20 protein-coding genes and 1 other annotated feature are annotated in these 15,288 nt (G+C 52.6%); of the genes, 10 read left to right on the top strand and 10 right to left on the bottom strand.

Going from position 1 to position 15,288, the window contains the following annotated elements; translation table 11 throughout:
• Nucleotides 1-38: 38 nt before the first annotated feature.
• Nucleotides 39-163 (bottom strand) — a sequence feature (Phe leader region).
• The 5 genes from pheM to thrS form a co-directional block, all read right to left on the bottom strand.
• Nucleotides 114-158, bottom strand: coding sequence for a pheST operon leader peptide PheM (gene pheM, locus ACNQ0T_RS08885; protein WP_001386830.1), 45 nt, complete (start codon nt 156-158; stop codon nt 114-116). Its footprint overlaps the feature before it by 45 nt.
• Nucleotides 164-280: 117 nt before the next feature.
• A complete protein-coding gene (gene rplT, locus ACNQ0T_RS08880) occupies nt 281-637 on the bottom strand; it encodes a 50S ribosomal protein L20 (RefSeq protein WP_000124850.1) in 357 nt (118 codons plus the stop codon).
• Between the two features lie 50 nt (nt 638-687).
• Nucleotides 688-885 (bottom strand): 50S ribosomal protein L35, encoded by a 198-nt coding sequence (gene rpmI, locus ACNQ0T_RS08875; protein ID WP_001124225.1) that lies wholly within the window; start codon nt 883-885, stop codon nt 688-690.
• A gap of 97 nt (nt 886-982) precedes the next feature.
• Nucleotides 983-1,525, bottom strand: a complete 543-nt coding sequence (infC, locus tag ACNQ0T_RS08870) for a translation initiation factor IF-3 (RefSeq protein WP_059443439.1) — start codon at nt 1,523-1,525, stop codon at nt 983-985.
• Nucleotides 1,526-1,528: 3 nt separating this feature from the next.
• On the bottom strand, nt 1,529-3,457 hold the full coding sequence (gene thrS, locus ACNQ0T_RS08865; RefSeq protein ID WP_006809077.1) for a threonine--tRNA ligase: 1,929 nt from the start codon (nt 3,455-3,457) through the stop codon (nt 1,529-1,531).
• Between the two features lie 323 nt (nt 3,458-3,780).
• Here thrS and yncL point away from each other — a divergent pair, with 323 nt between their 5' ends.
• Both yncL and yniD read left to right on the top strand, forming a co-directional pair.
• A complete protein-coding gene (gene yncL / locus ACNQ0T_RS08860) occupies nt 3,781-3,873 on the top strand; it encodes a stress response membrane protein YncL (protein WP_071785204.1) in 93 nt (30 codons plus the stop codon).
• Nucleotides 3,874-3,971: 98 nt separating this feature from the next.
• Entirely contained in the window at nt 3,972-4,079 is a 108-nt protein-coding gene (yniD, locus tag ACNQ0T_RS08855; RefSeq protein ID WP_003857815.1) for a small membrane protein YniD, read from the top strand.
• A gap of 149 nt (nt 4,080-4,228) precedes the next feature.
• On the opposite strand, the gene ACNQ0T_RS08850 is transcribed toward yniD, so the two are convergent.
• The 3 genes from ACNQ0T_RS08850 to ACNQ0T_RS08840 all read right to left on the bottom strand — a co-directional run bounded on the left by ACNQ0T_RS08850 (nt 4,229) and on the right by ACNQ0T_RS08840 (nt 5,763).
• Nucleotides 4,229-4,462, bottom strand: coding sequence for a hypothetical protein (locus ACNQ0T_RS08850; RefSeq protein ID WP_032622263.1), 234 nt, complete (start codon nt 4,460-4,462; stop codon nt 4,229-4,231).
• A gap of 264 nt (nt 4,463-4,726) precedes the next feature.
• Nucleotides 4,727-5,485 (bottom strand): DUF481 domain-containing protein, encoded by a 759-nt coding sequence (locus ACNQ0T_RS08845; protein ID WP_022647833.1) that lies wholly within the window; start codon nt 5,483-5,485, stop codon nt 4,727-4,729.
• A gap of 5 nt (nt 5,486-5,490) precedes the next feature.
• Nucleotides 5,491-5,763: a hypothetical protein gene (locus tag ACNQ0T_RS08840; protein WP_022647832.1), complete on the bottom strand. Its 273-nt coding sequence runs from the start codon at nt 5,761-5,763 to the stop codon at nt 5,491-5,493.
• Between the two features lie 17 nt (nt 5,764-5,780).
• Here ACNQ0T_RS08840 and pfkB point away from each other — a divergent pair, with 17 nt between their 5' ends.
• The 3 genes from pfkB to ACNQ0T_RS08825 all read left to right on the top strand — a co-directional run bounded on the left by pfkB (nt 5,781) and on the right by ACNQ0T_RS08825 (nt 8,061).
• Nucleotides 5,781-6,713 carry a 6-phosphofructokinase II gene (gene pfkB, locus ACNQ0T_RS08835; RefSeq protein WP_022647831.1) on the top strand — a complete coding sequence of 311 codons (933 nt, stop codon included), beginning with the start codon at nt 5,781-5,783 and terminating at the stop codon, nt 6,711-6,713.
• Nucleotides 6,714-6,804: 91 nt separating this feature from the next.
• The gene (gene ghoS / locus ACNQ0T_RS08830) at nt 6,805-7,095 is read left to right on the top strand and encodes a type V toxin-antitoxin system endoribonuclease antitoxin GhoS (protein WP_003857822.1); all 291 of its coding nucleotides are present in this window, start codon (nt 6,805-6,807) and stop codon (nt 7,093-7,095) included.
• Between the two features lie 105 nt (nt 7,096-7,200).
• Nucleotides 7,201-8,061, top strand: a complete 861-nt coding sequence (locus ACNQ0T_RS08825) for a fructosamine kinase family protein (RefSeq protein WP_022647830.1) — start codon at nt 7,201-7,203, stop codon at nt 8,059-8,061.
• A 32-nt stretch (nt 8,062-8,093) separates the two neighbouring features.
• Here the strand turns inward: ACNQ0T_RS08825 and ACNQ0T_RS08820 are convergent, their stop codons facing one another.
• Nucleotides 8,094-8,630, bottom strand: coding sequence for a YniB family protein (locus ACNQ0T_RS08820; RefSeq protein ID WP_015570741.1), 537 nt, complete (start codon nt 8,628-8,630; stop codon nt 8,094-8,096).
• A 141-nt stretch (nt 8,631-8,771) separates the two neighbouring features.
• Between ACNQ0T_RS08820 and hxpB the strand changes: the two genes are divergently transcribed.
• From hxpB to tcyP, 4 genes are all read left to right on the top strand, one after another.
• On the top strand, nt 8,772-9,443 hold the full coding sequence (hxpB, locus tag ACNQ0T_RS08815) for a hexitol phosphatase HxpB (RefSeq protein WP_022647828.1): 672 nt from the start codon (nt 8,772-8,774) through the stop codon (nt 9,441-9,443).
• Nucleotides 9,444-9,571: 128 nt separating this feature from the next.
• On the top strand, nt 9,572-10,333 hold the full coding sequence (gene kduD / locus ACNQ0T_RS08810) for a 2-dehydro-3-deoxy-D-gluconate 5-dehydrogenase KduD (RefSeq protein ID WP_022647827.1): 762 nt from the start codon (nt 9,572-9,574) through the stop codon (nt 10,331-10,333).
• Between the two features lie 95 nt (nt 10,334-10,428).
• Nucleotides 10,429-11,019, top strand: a complete 591-nt coding sequence (locus tag ACNQ0T_RS08805; RefSeq protein WP_015570742.1) for a metal-dependent hydrolase — start codon at nt 10,429-10,431, stop codon at nt 11,017-11,019.
• Nucleotides 11,020-11,146: 127 nt separating this feature from the next.
• A complete protein-coding gene (gene tcyP, locus ACNQ0T_RS08800) occupies nt 11,147-12,538 on the top strand; it encodes a cystine/sulfocysteine:cation symporter (protein ID WP_022647826.1) in 1,392 nt (463 codons plus the stop codon).
• Between the two features lie 48 nt (nt 12,539-12,586).
• Here tcyP and cedA read toward each other — a convergent pair whose 3' ends face one another.
• Nucleotides 12,587-12,826 (bottom strand): cell division activator CedA, encoded by a 240-nt coding sequence (gene cedA / locus ACNQ0T_RS08795; RefSeq protein ID WP_022647825.1) that lies wholly within the window; start codon nt 12,824-12,826, stop codon nt 12,587-12,589.
• Nucleotides 12,827-13,027: 201 nt separating this feature from the next.
• Here cedA and katE point away from each other — a divergent pair, with 201 nt between their 5' ends.
• The gene (gene katE / locus ACNQ0T_RS08790) at nt 13,028-15,277 is read left to right on the top strand and encodes a catalase HPII (protein WP_417929900.1); all 2,250 of its coding nucleotides are present in this window, start codon (nt 13,028-13,030) and stop codon (nt 15,275-15,277) included.
• Nucleotides 15,278-15,288 lie beyond the last annotated feature (11 nt).

Genomic DNA, 15,288 nt, shown 5'->3' with positions numbered 1-15,288 from the left:
GACACCGAATTGTTGGACGTAATCTCTCAAATTCAGGCACAAAAAAAGCCTCCATCGGGAGGCTTATCTGGCGCTGTTTTTCGTTTCATCTTTCACGCGCTAGCCTCCTGAAGTCAGGTGCTAAAGTAAAAGAAGAAGCGGAAAATAGCAGCATTCATGCTTGCGTTACCTTGTAGGGTAAAAACCGTTAAGACCTTATTGAAAAGCCTGGACGGGTAAATGTCAATCTTCTGATAAGGCGATATGAAAAGAGGGAGCAAAGCCCCCTCTTTCAACTGGCTTATGCCAGTGCTGCTTTCGCTTTTTCGACCAGAGCGGTGAACGCTACTTTGTCGAATACTGCGATGTCAGCCAGGATCTTACGGTCGATTTCAACAGAGGCTTTTTTCAGGCCGTTGATGAATTTGCTGTAAGAAATACCGTTCTGACGTGCTGCTGCGTTGATACGCGCAATCCACAGTTGACGGAACTGACGCTTACGCTGACGACGGTCACGGTAAGCGTACTGACCTGCTTTGATAACAGCCTGGAAGGCAACGCGGTATACGCGTGAACGCGCACCGTAGTAGCCTTTAGCTTGTTTCAAAATTTTCTTGTGACGTGCACGTGCAATTACACCACGTTTTACGCGAGCCATGTGTGCTCTCCTGTATCTATTCTAAGTTAAAAAAGTTAAACGTTAACGACTTATGCGTACGGCAGGCACGCGATGACCAGGCCCAGATCGCCTTTAGAAACCATGGCTTTTGGACGCAGGTGACGTTTACGCTTGGTAGCTTTCTTAGTCAGAATGTGACGCAGGTTAGCGTGCTTGTGCTTAAAACCACCTTTACCGGTTTTTTTGAAGCGCTTAGCAGCACCGCGTACGGTCTTAATTTTTGGCATTTTAATAACTTCCACTTCGCATTGTTAAATAAACGAAACATAGGCGAACAAAACCTATGGGGCCCGAAGGCTCCACAGATTTTGCTGCTTGAAGGCCTTACTGTTTCTTCTTAGGAGCGAGCACCATGATCATCTGGCGGCCTTCGATCTTCGTTGGGAAGGATTCGACTACTGCCAGTTCACTCAGATCTTCACGGACGCGGTTAAGCACTTCCATACCAATCTGTTGGTGGGCCATCTCACGACCGCGGAAACGCAGCGTGATCTTGGCCTTATCGCCATCTTCCAGAAAGCGAATCAGGCTGCGGAGTTTTACCTGATAATCGCCATCGTCGGTACCAGGACGGAATTTGATTTCCTTAACCTGGATAACTTTTTGCTTCTTCTTCTGTTCCTTAGAAGATTTACTCTTTTCATAAAGGAACTTGCCGTAGTCCATAATACGACAAACTGGCGGTTCGGCGTTAGGGCTGATTTCAACTAAATCTACTCCAGCTTCTTCAGCTTTTTCGATCGCTTCTCTCAGACTCACAATCCCCAGTGGTTCACCTTCAAGATCTGTTAAGCGAACTTCCTGGGCGCGAATCTCGCCATTGATACGATTCGGACGTGCCGTTTGAACTCGTTTTCCGCCTTTAATACCTTATTCCTCCAGTTGTTGAAGACTGCGGCTGCGAATCTCTTGTTGCAGCTTCTCAATCACTTCACTTACGTCCAGGCTCCCCAGGTCTTTACCACGGCGGGTGCGAACGGCAACTTTGCCTGCTTCCACCTCTTTATCACCACAGACCAACATATACGGGACACGACGTAAAGTGTGCTCGCGGATTTTAAAGCCAATCTTCTCATTTCTCAAGTCTGCTTTTACGCGAATGCCCGCATTTTGTAGTTTCTGCGTCAATTCTTTAACGTAATCCGCCTGAGAATCGGTAATGTTCATCACAACTACCTGCACTGGCGCAAGCCAGGTTGGGAAGAAGCCGGCGAACTCTTCAGTCAGGATGCCGATGAAGCGCTCCAGTGAACCGAGAATCGCACGGTGAATCATAACCGGCACCTGACGCTCGTTGTCTTCGCCAACATAAGAGGCGCTTAAACGCTGCGGCAGGGAGAAGTCCAGCTGTACCGTTCCGCACTGCCATGCGCGATCGAGGCAGTCATACAGGGTAAATTCAATTTTTGGACCGTAGAATGCGCCCTCGCCCAGCTGGTATTCGAACGGAATACCGTTCTCTTCCAGCGCCACGGCGAGATCCGCCTCTGCGCGATCCCATGTCTCATCGCTACCGATACGTTTTTCCGGACGCGTTGAGAGTTTGACCACGATCTTCTCGAAGCCAAAAGTGCTGTACATATCGTAGACCATACGAATACAGGCGTTAACTTCATCACGTACCTGATCTTCAGTACAGAAGATATGCGCATCATCCTGAGTAAAGCCACGAACACGCATCAGACCGTGCAGCGCACCTGATGGCTCGTTACGGTGGCAGCTACCGAACTCCGCCATACGCAGCGGTAGATCGCGGTAGGATTTCAGACCCTGGTTGAAGATCTGAACGTGGCCCGGACAGTTCATTGGCTTGATGCAGTATTCACGGTTCTCAGACGAAGTGGTGAACATCGCATCTTTGTAGTTGTCCCAGTGGCCGGTTTTTTCCCACAGCACACGGTCCATCATGAACGGGCCTTTCACTTCCTGATACTGGTACTCTTTCAGCTTGGAGCGCACGAACGTTTCCAGTTCACGGAAGATTGTCCAGCCGTCGTTATGCCAGAACACCATCCCCGGCGCTTCTTCCTGCATATGATACAGGTCAAGCTGCTTACCGATTTTACGGTGGTCACGCTTAGCCGCCTCTTCCAGGCGTTGCAGGTACGCGTTCAGGGCTTTCTTATCGGCCCACGCGGTACCATAGATACGCTGCAACATTTTATTGTTGCTGTCGCCACGCCAGTAGGCGCCTGCGATTTTCATCAGTTTGAAGTGATGACAGAAGCGCATATTCGGCACGTGCGGTCCACGGCACATGTCGACATATTCTTCGTGATGGTACAAGCCAGGCTTGTCATCATGAGCGATGTTTTCATCAAGAATCGAGACTTTATAGCTCTCGCCGCGCTTCACGAAGGTTTCACGCGCTTCATGCCAGCTGACTTTCTTCTTGATGACGTCATAGTTCGTTTCGGCGAGCTCATGCATACGTTTTTCGAGCGCGTCGATATCTTCCTGTGTCAGGGTGTGGTCAAGGTCAACGTCGTAGTAGAAGCCGTTGTCGATAACCGGGCCGATCGCCATTTTGGTGTTGGGCCACAGCTGCTTAATAGCATGACCTAACAGGTGCGCACAGGAGTGACGAATGATCTCCAGACCTTCTTCGTCTTTCGCGGTGATGATCGCAAGCGTTGCATCGCTTTCAATCAGATCGGACGCGTCTACCAGCTCACCGTTTACGCGGCCTGCAATGGTTGCTTTTGCGAGTCCAGGACCGATATCCAGTGCAACATCCATTGGGCTTACAGCGTGGTCGAAATGGCGTTGGCTGCCATCAGGAAGAGTAATTACAGGCATTTTATATCCTTATTTGCAGTGATGCCCCACACATAAGAGCATATACAAAGAAAATAATCGTGATTAAACAGTAGATTACGAAACCATCTGACCAACAATCGTCAAATTGGTTCGTCATCATGCACCTGCCGATTCAGATAAATGCGGATTTACGGCAAGCAGCGTAATGGTAACACTATTAACAGGGCGAATGCACCTTCCCGCGACCGATTTGAACCGCTCATTCTTATGTCTGCGTTCATGAACTTTTGTTGACGGGGGCTCGCAATCCGAAAGTGCTGAGCTATTCTTGATCTGGTCCTTAAACATCGAAGGGGTATCACATGAATGTATCGAGCAGAACCGTTGTGATATTGAATCTACTTTCCGCTGCTGGTCTGGTATTGATACTGGCCGACAGATTCCACTGGTTTTAAGCCGAACCGCTGTTCTGGCATAACCTGTTGTCCCGGGTAAAGCGCTTTCTGGCGCAGACTTTGGTAGACTAAGGGTATCAACTGACAAGGATTGGGTTATGCCAACAAAAAGATTTGCCGTTAAGCACTGGAAAATGGTCGTGGTGTTAATCGCTATTTGCGGCGCGATGTTGCTGCTGCGTTGGGCCGCGATGATCTGGGGCTAATATTATGTCAGCGAAAACGTGCCGTGAATTTACTGAATAAATCTTAACTATCTTTACGATAATTTATGGTCCAAAACCGGTACGTCATAATCCGGTTTTCGCCAGGCTGGGACAGCGTATATATTCCATCACATGTGGCAATTGAAATATCAGGACCACTCACCCGCCACCAGCTTGTGTACATCAAATGCATCATTCATTGACTGGCCGGTAGACTGGGAGCCAGGGGCAATGTTGGAGCCTGCTTCAACATCAGAGGCTTTAGCGATCCCGACTGGGCTGTTAACGTCACTGGCAGGTTGCGTCATATTATCAGCAGCAAATACGCCAAATGAAAGTGCGGAAAGCACCATCGCTGCTGTAGCGGTTTTGATTTTTTTCATAATTCTGTTCTCATACTTAATTAATGCAGAAATGCCTGAGGCGAGTTTTTTGCCTGTGCCGTAAGTGTAGATCTGGATCACACTTTTGCCTAGTCAAATTATTTATCAAATCGTGTCAAATAAACTGAATAAGGCCTGGCCGCCTAATTATGGAGAAATTATGAAGACGAAACCATGCCTATTATTTCAAAACGCCGTTTAATATAAATAAGCACAGTTTCAAAAAATAAAAAACAGGCCGAAAATAGTCCCGGCCCAAAGAAATTACATTTTATAACCTAAAGAAATCGTGGTTCGGCGATCGGTATGTTCCGGCGCGGAATCAGGCGGTGAAGAGTTCCAGGTTACGTTGTACGCCACCTTGAGTCCAAAGTGTTCGTTGATAGCCACGTTCAACGCACTTTCAGAGTTCAGCGTTGTATCTTCAGCACCAAACACCGACACACCCTGGGTGAATTTAGCGTTGTCAGTCATTTGCCATGCGTAGGTGCCCGATGCATAACCCAGCGGCTGGGTTTCATCTTCGCCGTTGGTGTACTCGTCGTAACGGACACCCGGACCGAATTCAAAACGGAGGCTGTGCACCGGTCCATTCAGGAACTGACGACCATAACCCGCAGTCATGACATCGCGCTGGCGATAGCCGTTGTAGCGGTCAGTAAGCCAACTCGCCTGCCCGAACAGGTAGTCATAATCTGTCATGTTGTAACGGCTACGCCCACCTACCGCGTATTTCTCAGAGGAGCGTTCATCGTTAGCAGACGTGTTGCTGGCATTGCCCCACAGCGACCAGGCCGTGGTGTTGCCGTACCAGGTCAGGGTGCTGTCTGCGGTCATGGAGGAGCTTTTCGTGTTACCGGATTGCGCCAGATACCCGGCATTCACGTTACCTTCAAAGGGTTTTTTGGCAGTGGAGGGATCGTCCATGACAGTAAAAACGGTATCATCGGCGGTTGCATTCAGTGACGCAAATACGCCACCCGCCAGCATCAGTGCTGCGGGTACTGTCTTCAAAAGCTTCATTTATTTTAGGAGTCCGTACAACATAAAAAGAGACCGTCACGGTCTCGGAAACTTTCTTGCGGATCAATGACAAGGCGACCATAGAAAGGTAACAAATTATAAAAAGCCGCAAATAACATAGCAATAATTTCTTCTTTCATTTTTTGAATAAGAACGATCCCAAAACGCGATTTAATGTATATACCCGGCCAAGGTTTTTTGTCAGCATTCATTTTTAAAATCATACTGTTATTTACGTTGCCTTCCTGCCAAACGGTGCCAGGCTTAAAATAACCCATGATAAAAGGAGGTCATGATGGCTTCGATTTACACGCTGACGCTCTCCCCTTCCCTCGACTCTGCGACCATGACGCCGCAAATCTATCCGGAAGGTAAGCTGCGCTGTAGCGCGCCGGTGTTTGAGCCGGGCGGCGGCGGCATTAACGTGGCGCGCGCCATTACCCATCTCGGCGGAAAAGCAACCGCCATCTTCCCCGCTGGCGGCGCCACGGGTGAGCATCTGGTTGCGTTGCTGGCAGATGAACAGGTTGCCGTAGATACCGTTGACGCCAGAGACTGGACCCGGCAAAACCTGCATGTCCATGTTGAATCCAGCGGCGAGCAATATCGTTTTGTGATGCCAGGGGCGAAGTTGAGCGATGATGAGTTTCGTCAACTGGAAGAGAAAGTGCTGACCATTGAAAGCGGCTCATTGCTGGTGATCAGCGGTAGCCTGCCGCCGGGCGTCAAAACAGAAAAGCTGACGGCACTGGTTCAGGCGGTGCTCCAGCGCGGCATCCGCTGCATTGTCGATAGCTCAGGCGATGCCCTGAAGGCGGCGTTAGAGCCCGGACAACTTGAACTTGTCAAACCTAACCAGAAAGAGCTCAGTGCGCTTGTCAATCGCGAGCTCAACCAGCCTGATGACGTGCGTACTGCCGCAGAAGAGCTGGTACGCACGGGCAAAGCGCATCGCGTTGTAGTCTCTCTCGGTCCTCAGGGTGCGCTGGCCGTCGACAAGACGGGCTGCGTGCAGGTTGTTCCACCGCCGATGAAAAGTCAGAGTACCGTGGGTGCCGGTGACAGTATGGTTGGCGCGATGGTGCTGAAGCTGGCGCAGGGCGCTTCGCTTCTGGAGATGGCACGCTATGGCGTCGCGGCAGGGAGCGCTGCCACCATCAATCAGGGAACCCGTCTGTGTTCGCTTGCGGATACTCAGAAAATTGTCGATTACCTGGCGAGAAGCTGAACGTGCTTCCCCTTCCCGTGGAGGGGGAAGTCGCCAAATATGGCTTATCGACTATGCTAAGAAAACTTTCAGGATAACAACGAGGTGAATTATGAGCAGTGGTGATATCACCCGCTACGTCGTAACCGTCAATATTCATGAAGCATCGCTGACCGAACTGAATGAACTCAACAACGCTTTCACGCGGGCGAATTTTCTGCTCACGCTGACGGACGATGAGGGCAATATTCACGATCTCGGCTCGCTGGCCTTTGGCCTGATAAGCCCGCTGAGTCAGGAGGAGGTGAAGGCGCTGGCCAGTAGCCTGGTGGAAAGCGTGACTGACAAAGCCACGGAAATTGATGTGGATAGCTGGGAAAACTGGCATAAAAAAGAACAATAAGTGCCCTGTACAAAATTAAACCGCTCAGTTGTGCGTTAGTTCCTGTTTTTTTATAGCCGTTTTGCGCTAACTTTATGATCTGGCAGACAACATGGGAGAGACATCATGTGGCAGGCTATCAGTCATCTTTTAAGTGAGCAACTGGGTGAAGGTGAAATTGAACTGCGTAACGAACTGCCAGGCGGAGAGATCCATGCCGCATGGCATTTACGTTACGCCGGGCGCGATCTCTTCGTGAAATGTGATGAGCGCGAATTGCTCCCCATTTTTACGGCCGAAGCCGATCAGCTTGAGTTGTTATCGCGCAGTAAAACAGTCAACGTTCCACAGGTTTTAGCCGTTGGCAGCGATCGTGACTACAGCTTTCTGGTGATGAACTATCTTCCGGCGCGCCCTCTGGATGCGCACAACGCCTTTATTCTCGGCCAACAGATCGCCCGTTTGCACCAGTGGAGCGATCAACCTCAGTTTGGGCTCGATTTCGATAACGACCTCTCTACCACCCCACAGCCAAACGCGTGGCAACGCCGCTGGTCGACTTTTTTCGCCGAGCAGCGCATAGGCTGGCAGCTGGAGCTGGCCGCTGAAAAGGGACTAGCGTTCGGCAACATCGACGCGATTGTTGAACACATTCAGCAGCGTCTGGCTTCGCATCAGCCTCAGGCTTCCCTTCTGCACGGTGATTTATGGTCGAACAACTGCGCGCTTGGGCCTGATGGTCCCTATATATTTGACCCGGCCTGCTACTGGGGCGACAGAGAATGTGACCTGGCGATGCTGCCGTTGCACCCTGAACAGCCGCCGCAAATTTATGATGGCTATCAGTCTGTCTCGCCGTTACCTGCGGGTTTCCTTGAACGTCAGCCGGTTTATCAGCTGTACACCTTGCTAAACCGGGCGATTTTGTTTGGCGGGAGTCATCTGGTGAATGCCCAGCGAGCGCTGGATCGTATCCTGGCGGCATAGCGGGAGGGGGCGGCAATACGCCCCCTTTGATATTACAGGAAGCCGAGCAGTGTAAAGAAGAAATACCCGGCCACAATGATAATAACCGGCAGGATATAGAGCGGGAAAAACTGCACAAAAATGGTATGACGCGGAACGACAATGCGCGATTCGATCTGCTCGCGGCTCATCCCGTCAGGGCCTTTCGCCTTCTCAAGTATCAGCTGATCTTCTACCCCTTCGCGTAAAAAGCGGGTCTGGCGGCTCATGCGTGCGCCGGAGGCCTGCAACGCCATCGCGATAAAGATCAACGCATAGATTATCCAGAACCCGACATTCAGCTGGTGGTGAAAATCCGGGGTGGGCGAGTTGAACCAGAAGACGTTCAGGAATGGGGTGTTAAACCGCATCATCTCAATCATGACGTGGGCAAAATCAAGCATGACGGCATTAATGCCCGGCTGTTTTTCGCTGTGATCGTACATAAATTTAAGTACGGAGATCAGCGTTGAAATCAGGGCGGGAATGAAAATAACCCAACCAGCAATACGTTTTAAGACTGCGATGCGTCCAGCTTGTTGATACGTCATTAGTTCCTCTTCATAAAGACGCGTTATTTGTGCCTAAGTCTACCTGCTGTCGGTCATTTTCGCCCGATCTTTGAATGCAATATGCTAAATTGCTTGTGCTTAGCACCGTTCGTCTTACCCCCAAGATAAGGAGATGTTGTAATGTCGACACCGCGCCAGATACTTGCCGCTATTTTTGACATGGATGGATTGTTGATTGATTCCGAACCCCTGTGGGATCGGGCTGAACTGGACGTGATGGCCAGCCTCGGCGTCGATATCAGTCGTCGTAATGAGCTTCCCGATACCCTGGGGCTGCGCATCGATATGGTGGTTGACCTTTGGTATGCCCACCAGCCATGGGTTGGCCCGGATCGCGACGAAGTTACGGCGCGCATTATCAACCGTGCTATCTCCCTTGTAGAAGAGAATAAGCCTCTGTTACCGGGCGTACGCGACGCTATCGCCCTGTGCAAGGCGCAAGGGCTGAAAGTGGGGCTTGCCTCTGCCTCACCTCTGCATATGCTGGAAAAAGTGCTGACGATGTTCGGGCTGCGCGACAGCTTCGACGCGCTGGCCTCGGCCGAAAAGCTTCCTTACAGCAAGCCACATCCGCAGGTGTATATGGACTGCGCCGCGAAACTGGGGCTGGATCCGCTTACCTGTGTGGCGCTGGAAGATTCGGTTAACGGCATGGTGGCGTCCAAAGCCGCACGTATGCGCTCCATCGTTGTGCCGGCTGAAGAAGGCCGACACGATCCCCGCTTTGCCCTCGCGGATGTCAGGCTGACGTCTCTTGAAGAATTGACTGCCCGCCATCTGCGCGGAGAGTAACGCTCTTTCAGGCAGCTTCGGCTGCCTGTATCACAAAATCAAAACAACGTTTTACTTTATTTGCTTTTCTCATTCCAGACTCCTATCCTTACGTGCAGAATGACAATAACCTGACTTCTGAGGCGCGTATGATACTGGATGCTTTTACTCTGGCAGGAAAAGTGGCGATGGTGACCGGGTGCGATACCGGTCTGGGGCAAGGCATGGCCATTGCCCTCGCCCAGGCAGGATGCGATATCGTGGGGGTAAACCGCAAGGTTCCTGACGAAACGGCAGCGCGCGTCACGGCGCTGGGACGGCGCTTTATCGCAATTCGCGCCGATCTCGGCAAGCATGAGAGTATTCAGAGCGTCGTGGATACCGCCATCACAGAGATGGGCCGCATCGATATTCTGGTTAACAATGCCGGCACCATTCGTCGGTGCGATGCGCTGGAATTTAGCGAGAAGGACTGGGACGAGGTCATCGATCTCAATCTGAAATCGGTCTTTTTCCTCTCTCAGGCAGTAGCGAAACAGTTTATCGTGCAGGGTCAGGGCGGCAAGATTATTAACATTGCCTCCATGCTCTCCTTCCAGGGCGGCATTCGGGTGCCGTCCTATACGGCTTCGAAAAGCGGCGTCCTCGGGCTCACCCGCCTGCTGGCAAACGAATGGGCGCCGCTAGGTATTAACGTGAACGCTATCGCGCCGGGTTATATGGCGACAAATAACACCCAACAACTTCGCGATGATGAGCAGCGCAGCCAGGCGATCCTCGACCGTATTCCGGCGGGCCGCTGGGGACTTCCGGAGGATTTACAGGGTCCGGTGGTGTTTCTGGCCTCGGCGGCGTCGGATTACGTTAACGGCCATACCCTTGCCGTAGACGGTGGCTGGCTGGCGCGCTAACCGCCGGTTTGTGACAAAGAGTTACACCGTCACCTCTTTCACACACTGTATAAAAACCCTATACTGTATGGATTGACAGTTTACCGGGTTTTATCATGACGGCGGAAGGCCACCTGCTTTTTTCACTTGCCTGTGCAGTGTTTGCTAAAAACGCTGAACTGACCCCTGTGCTGGCCCAGGGGGACTGGTGGCATATTGTCCCTTCTGCCGTGCTGACCTGCCTGCTGCCGGACATCGACCATCCAAAATCATTCCTTGGTCAGCGGCTGAAGTGGATTTCAAAACCCATCGCCAGAGCCTTTGGTCATCGCGGGTTTACCCACAGCCTACTGGCCGTATTTGGCCTGCTTACACTCTTCTATTTGAAGGTTCCCGAGAGTTGGATAGTCCCGGCGGATGCCATTCAGGGCATGGTGCTCGGCTACTTAAGCCATATCCTCGCCGATATGCTGACGCCAGCGGGCGTTCCGCTGCTCTGGCCCTGCCGCTGGCGTTTCCGCCTGCCAATCCTCGTGCCGCAAAAAGGCAACCAGCTGGAGCGCGTTCTGTGCATGGCGCTGTTTGCCTATGCCGTCTGGATGCCGCAGACATTGCCCGAAAATGGTGCAGTGCGCTGGTCATCGCAGATGATCAACTCGCTGCAATTTCAGTTCAATCGTTTTATTAATCACCAGATTGAACATTAAACCGACAATATAATCACTTTTGTCATAAACCATTCCATATGGATATAAGCGCCACATCACACTTCTGATAACCTTGCGCCAACAGGTTCGGTAAAAACCGACCGTATAATAAATCAGGAGAACGGGGATGAATTTTCCACTCATCGCGAACATTGTTGTGTTCGTCGTATTGCTATTGCTTCTCGCCCAGGCTCGCCACAAACAGTGGAGCCTGGCGAAAAAGGTACTGGTTGGTCTGGTCATGGGCGTGGTGTTTGGCCTGGCCTTACACGCTATTTACGGCTCCGACAGCCCGGTACTGAAAGATTCCATTCAGTGGTTCAACATTGTCGGTAACGGCTATGTACAGCTGCTGCAAATGATCGTTATGCCGCTGGTATTCGCCTCAATTCTGAGCGCCGTAGCCCGCCTGCATAATGCTTCTCAACTGGGTAAAATCAGTTTCCTGACCATTGGCACCCTGCTCTTCACCACGCTGATTGCGGCGCTGGTGGGTGTGCTGGTTACCAATCTGTTTGGCCTGACTGCTGAAGGTCTGGTGCAGGGTAGCGCTGAAACCGCGCGTCTGACGGCGATTGAGACCAACTACGTGGGTAAAGTGGCCGATCTGACCGTTCCGCAAATGGTGCTCTCCTTCATTCCGAAAAACCCGTTTGCTGACCTGACCGGTGCAAGCCCAACCTCCATTATCAGCGTAGTGATCTTCGCTGCGTTCCTGGGCGTGGCTGCGCTGAAGCTGCTGAAGGACGATGCGCCGAAAGGCGAGCGGGTTCTGACTGCCATCGATACCCTGCAAAGCTGGGTAATGAAGCTGGTGCGTCTGGTCATGCAGCTGACGCCGTACGGTGTCCTGGCGCTGATGACCAAAGTCGTGGCAGGTTCTAACCTGCAAGACATCATCAAGCTTGGCAGCTTTGTGATTGCCTCGTACCTCGGTCTGGGCATCATGTTTGTTGTGCACGGCATCCTGCTGGCGGTGAACGGCGTTGGCCCGCTGAAATATTTCCGCAAAGTCTGGCCGGTGCTGACCTTCGCCTTCACCAGCCGTTCCAGCGCGGCATCGATTCCGCTGAACGTGGAAGCACAGACACGTCGTCTGGGCGTACCCGAGTCTATCGCCAGCTTCTCGGCCTCCTTTGGCGCCACCATCGGGCAGAACGGCTGTGCGGGTCTCTACCCGGCGATGCTGGCCGTGATGGTTGCCCCAACCGTAGGTATTAACCCGCTGGATCCGGTCTGGATTGCGACGCTGGTCGGTATCGTGACCATTAGCTCCGCCGGTGTTGCGGGCGTGGGCGGCGGCGCGACCTTCGCTGCGCTGATCGTTCTGCCTGCGCTGGGGCTGCCGGTAACGCTGGTTGCCCTGCTGATCTCTGTTGAACCACTGATCGATATGGGTCGTACCGCGTTGAACGTGAGTGGTTCAATGACCGCCGGTACCCTGACCAGCCAGTGGCTGAAGCAGACCGACAAAACGATTCTCGACAGTGAAGATGATGCCGAACTGGCACATCGTTAATCACTGCTGAAATAAAAAAACCGCCATCGGGCGGTTTTTTTATGGCTGTTATTCTTCAACCTCTTCATCCTGGCGGGTCTGCATTGCCCATCGCTGCGCCGATTCCGGCACCGTAAACGCAGGGGAGCGACGGAAGTGCTCGCCAATCAGCACGAAGGCAACGTATTTACCCCGCAGCATCCAGACATCGCGAAAACCATCCACCTTCAGGGCATGGTCTGGCGGCGCGGGCTCAACGCGGGGTACATAGCTAATAACCTGGCGGTTTTGTTGACGAAGAGGTTTCATAAGCGACGGGTTCACTAAAGCAAATTCTTAAAGCAGGAAATTTCTATCATAGCCGATTCTCCCCCCGCCCGTCGCGCCTGACGTATCGCAGATGGCTCCTTTCGCTAATCAATATCTGAAAACGCTTAGTTCGCCTGCTAATTCTTAACATTGTTCTATCCTTAATAGGGTTTTTAGGAATGAACAAAGGAGAAGCGTGCAATGTCGAACAATGATAAACCACATCAGTCACCCATTCATGGGACTGAAGAATCTCAACCGGGAATGGACTCACTTGCCCCAGCCGACGGCTCACACAAACCATCACCGGGTCCTTCCGCACCGGGTGAACAGCCTACCGCCCCGGGCAGCATGAAAGCCCCGGAAACGGAAAACGAAAAGCTGAAATCGCTCGATCCTCACCGCAAGGGCGGTGAAGGCCATGCGCTGACCACGAACCAGGGCGTTCGCATTGCCGATGATCAGAACTCCCTGCGCGCCGGAACGCGCGGCCCGACGCTGCTGGAAGATTTCATCCTGCGCGAAAAAATCACCCATTTCGACCATGAGCGTATCCCTGAGCGTATCGTCCACGCTCGCGGCTCCGCGGCGCACGGCTATTTCCAGCCGTACAAGAGCCTGAAGGAGCTCACCAAAGCAGATTTCCTTTCCGATGCGAACAAAATCACACCGGTGTTTGTGCGTTTCTCTACCGTACAGGGCGGCGCGGGTTCGGCCGACACGGTGCGTGATATCCGCGGCTTCGCCACCAAATTCTATACCGAAGAGGGCATTTTCGACCTCGTCGGGAATAACACCCCGGTTTTCTTCATACAGGACGCGCATAAGTTCCCTGACTTTGTCCATGCGGTAAAACCAGAACCACACTGGGCCATACCGCAGGGACAAAGTGCGCATGACACTTTCTGGGACTACGTCTCCCTGCAACCGGAAACCCTTCACAACGTGATGTGGGCGATGTCTGACCGGGGGATCCCACGCAGCTATCGCACTATGGAAGGCTTTGGTATTCATACCTTCCGTCTGATTAACGCTGAAGGTAAAGCGACGTTTGTGCGTTTCCACTGGAAACCGGTCGCGGGGAAAGCGTCCCTGGTGTGGGATGAAGCGCAGAAGCTGACTGGACGCGATCCGGACTTCCACCGTCGCGAACTGTGGGAATCCATTGAAGCCGGTGATTTCCCGGAATACGAGCTGGGATTACAGCTGATCCCGGAAGAAGACGAGTTCAAATTCGACTTCGACCTGCTCGACCCGACCAAGCTTATTCCTGAAGAGTTGGTGCCGGTTCAGCTGGTGGGTAAAATGGTGCTTAACCGCAACCCGGATAACTTCTTCGCGGAAAATGAGCAGGCAGCGTTCCACCCGGGCCATATTGTGCCGGGGCTGGACTTCACCAACGATCCGCTGCTGCAGGGTCGTCTGTTCTCTTACACCGATACGCAGATCAGCCGTCTTGGTGGACCTAACTTCCATGAGCTCCCAATCAACCGTCCGACCTGTCCGTACCATAACTTCCAGCGTGACGGGATGCATCGCCAGGATATCGATACCAACCCGGCGAACTACGAGCCGAACTCCATTAACGATAACTGGCCGCGTGAAACCCCGCCGGGGCCAAAACGTGGCGGATTCGAGTCGTATCAGGAGCGCGTGGACGGAACAAAAATTCGCGAGCGCAGCCCGTCATTCGGCGAATATTACGCTCAGCCTCGCCTGTTCTGGAACAGCCAGACCCCGATCGAACAGCAGCACATTATCGGCGGCTTCAGCTTCGAGCTGAGCAAAGTGGTGCGTACCTACATTCGCGAGCGCGTGGTCGACCATCTGGCGCATATTGATATCCAGCTTGCTCAGGGCGTGGCGAATAATCTCGGCATTACGCTGACTGACGAGCAATGCCATGCTGCACCGCCTAAAGACGTGAACGGGCTGAAGAAGGATCCGTCCCTGAGCCTGTACGCGGTACCTGGCGGGTCGATCAAAGGCCGCGTAGTGGCTATCCTGCTGAACGATAAACCGCGCGCCAGCGACGTGCTGGGGATCATGAGGGCGCTCAAGACTCAGGGCGTACATGCCAAACTGCTTTACTCACGCATGGGTGAAGTGACGGCCGATGATGGCTCCGTCCTGCCGATTGCTGCGACCTTCGCCGGGGCACCGTCCCTGACGGTTGATGCGGTGATTATGCCGTGCGGCGACGTTGAGAGTTTGCTCGGTAACGGTGATGCCGCCTATTATCTGCTGGAAGCCTATAAGCACCTGAAGCCAATCGCCCTCGCAGGCGATGCGCGGAAGTTTAAATCGCTGCTGAAGGTACCGGATCAAGGGGAAGAAGGCATTGTCGAAGGTGATAACATTGACGATGCGTTTATGACCCGGCTGTTTGACCTGCTCGCCGCGCACCGCGTGTGGTCGCGCAGCAGCAAGATTGACCAGATACCGGCGTAAAAAAAACCGGG

It is taken from the genome of Enterobacter cloacae complex sp.6700776, assembly GCF_048284255.1.
Lineage (GTDB): Bacteria > Pseudomonadota > Gammaproteobacteria > Enterobacterales > Enterobacteriaceae > Enterobacter > Enterobacter intestinihominis.
Note: the sequence above shows the minus strand (reverse complement) of the source record. Positions and strands in the feature narration are given on the sequence as shown.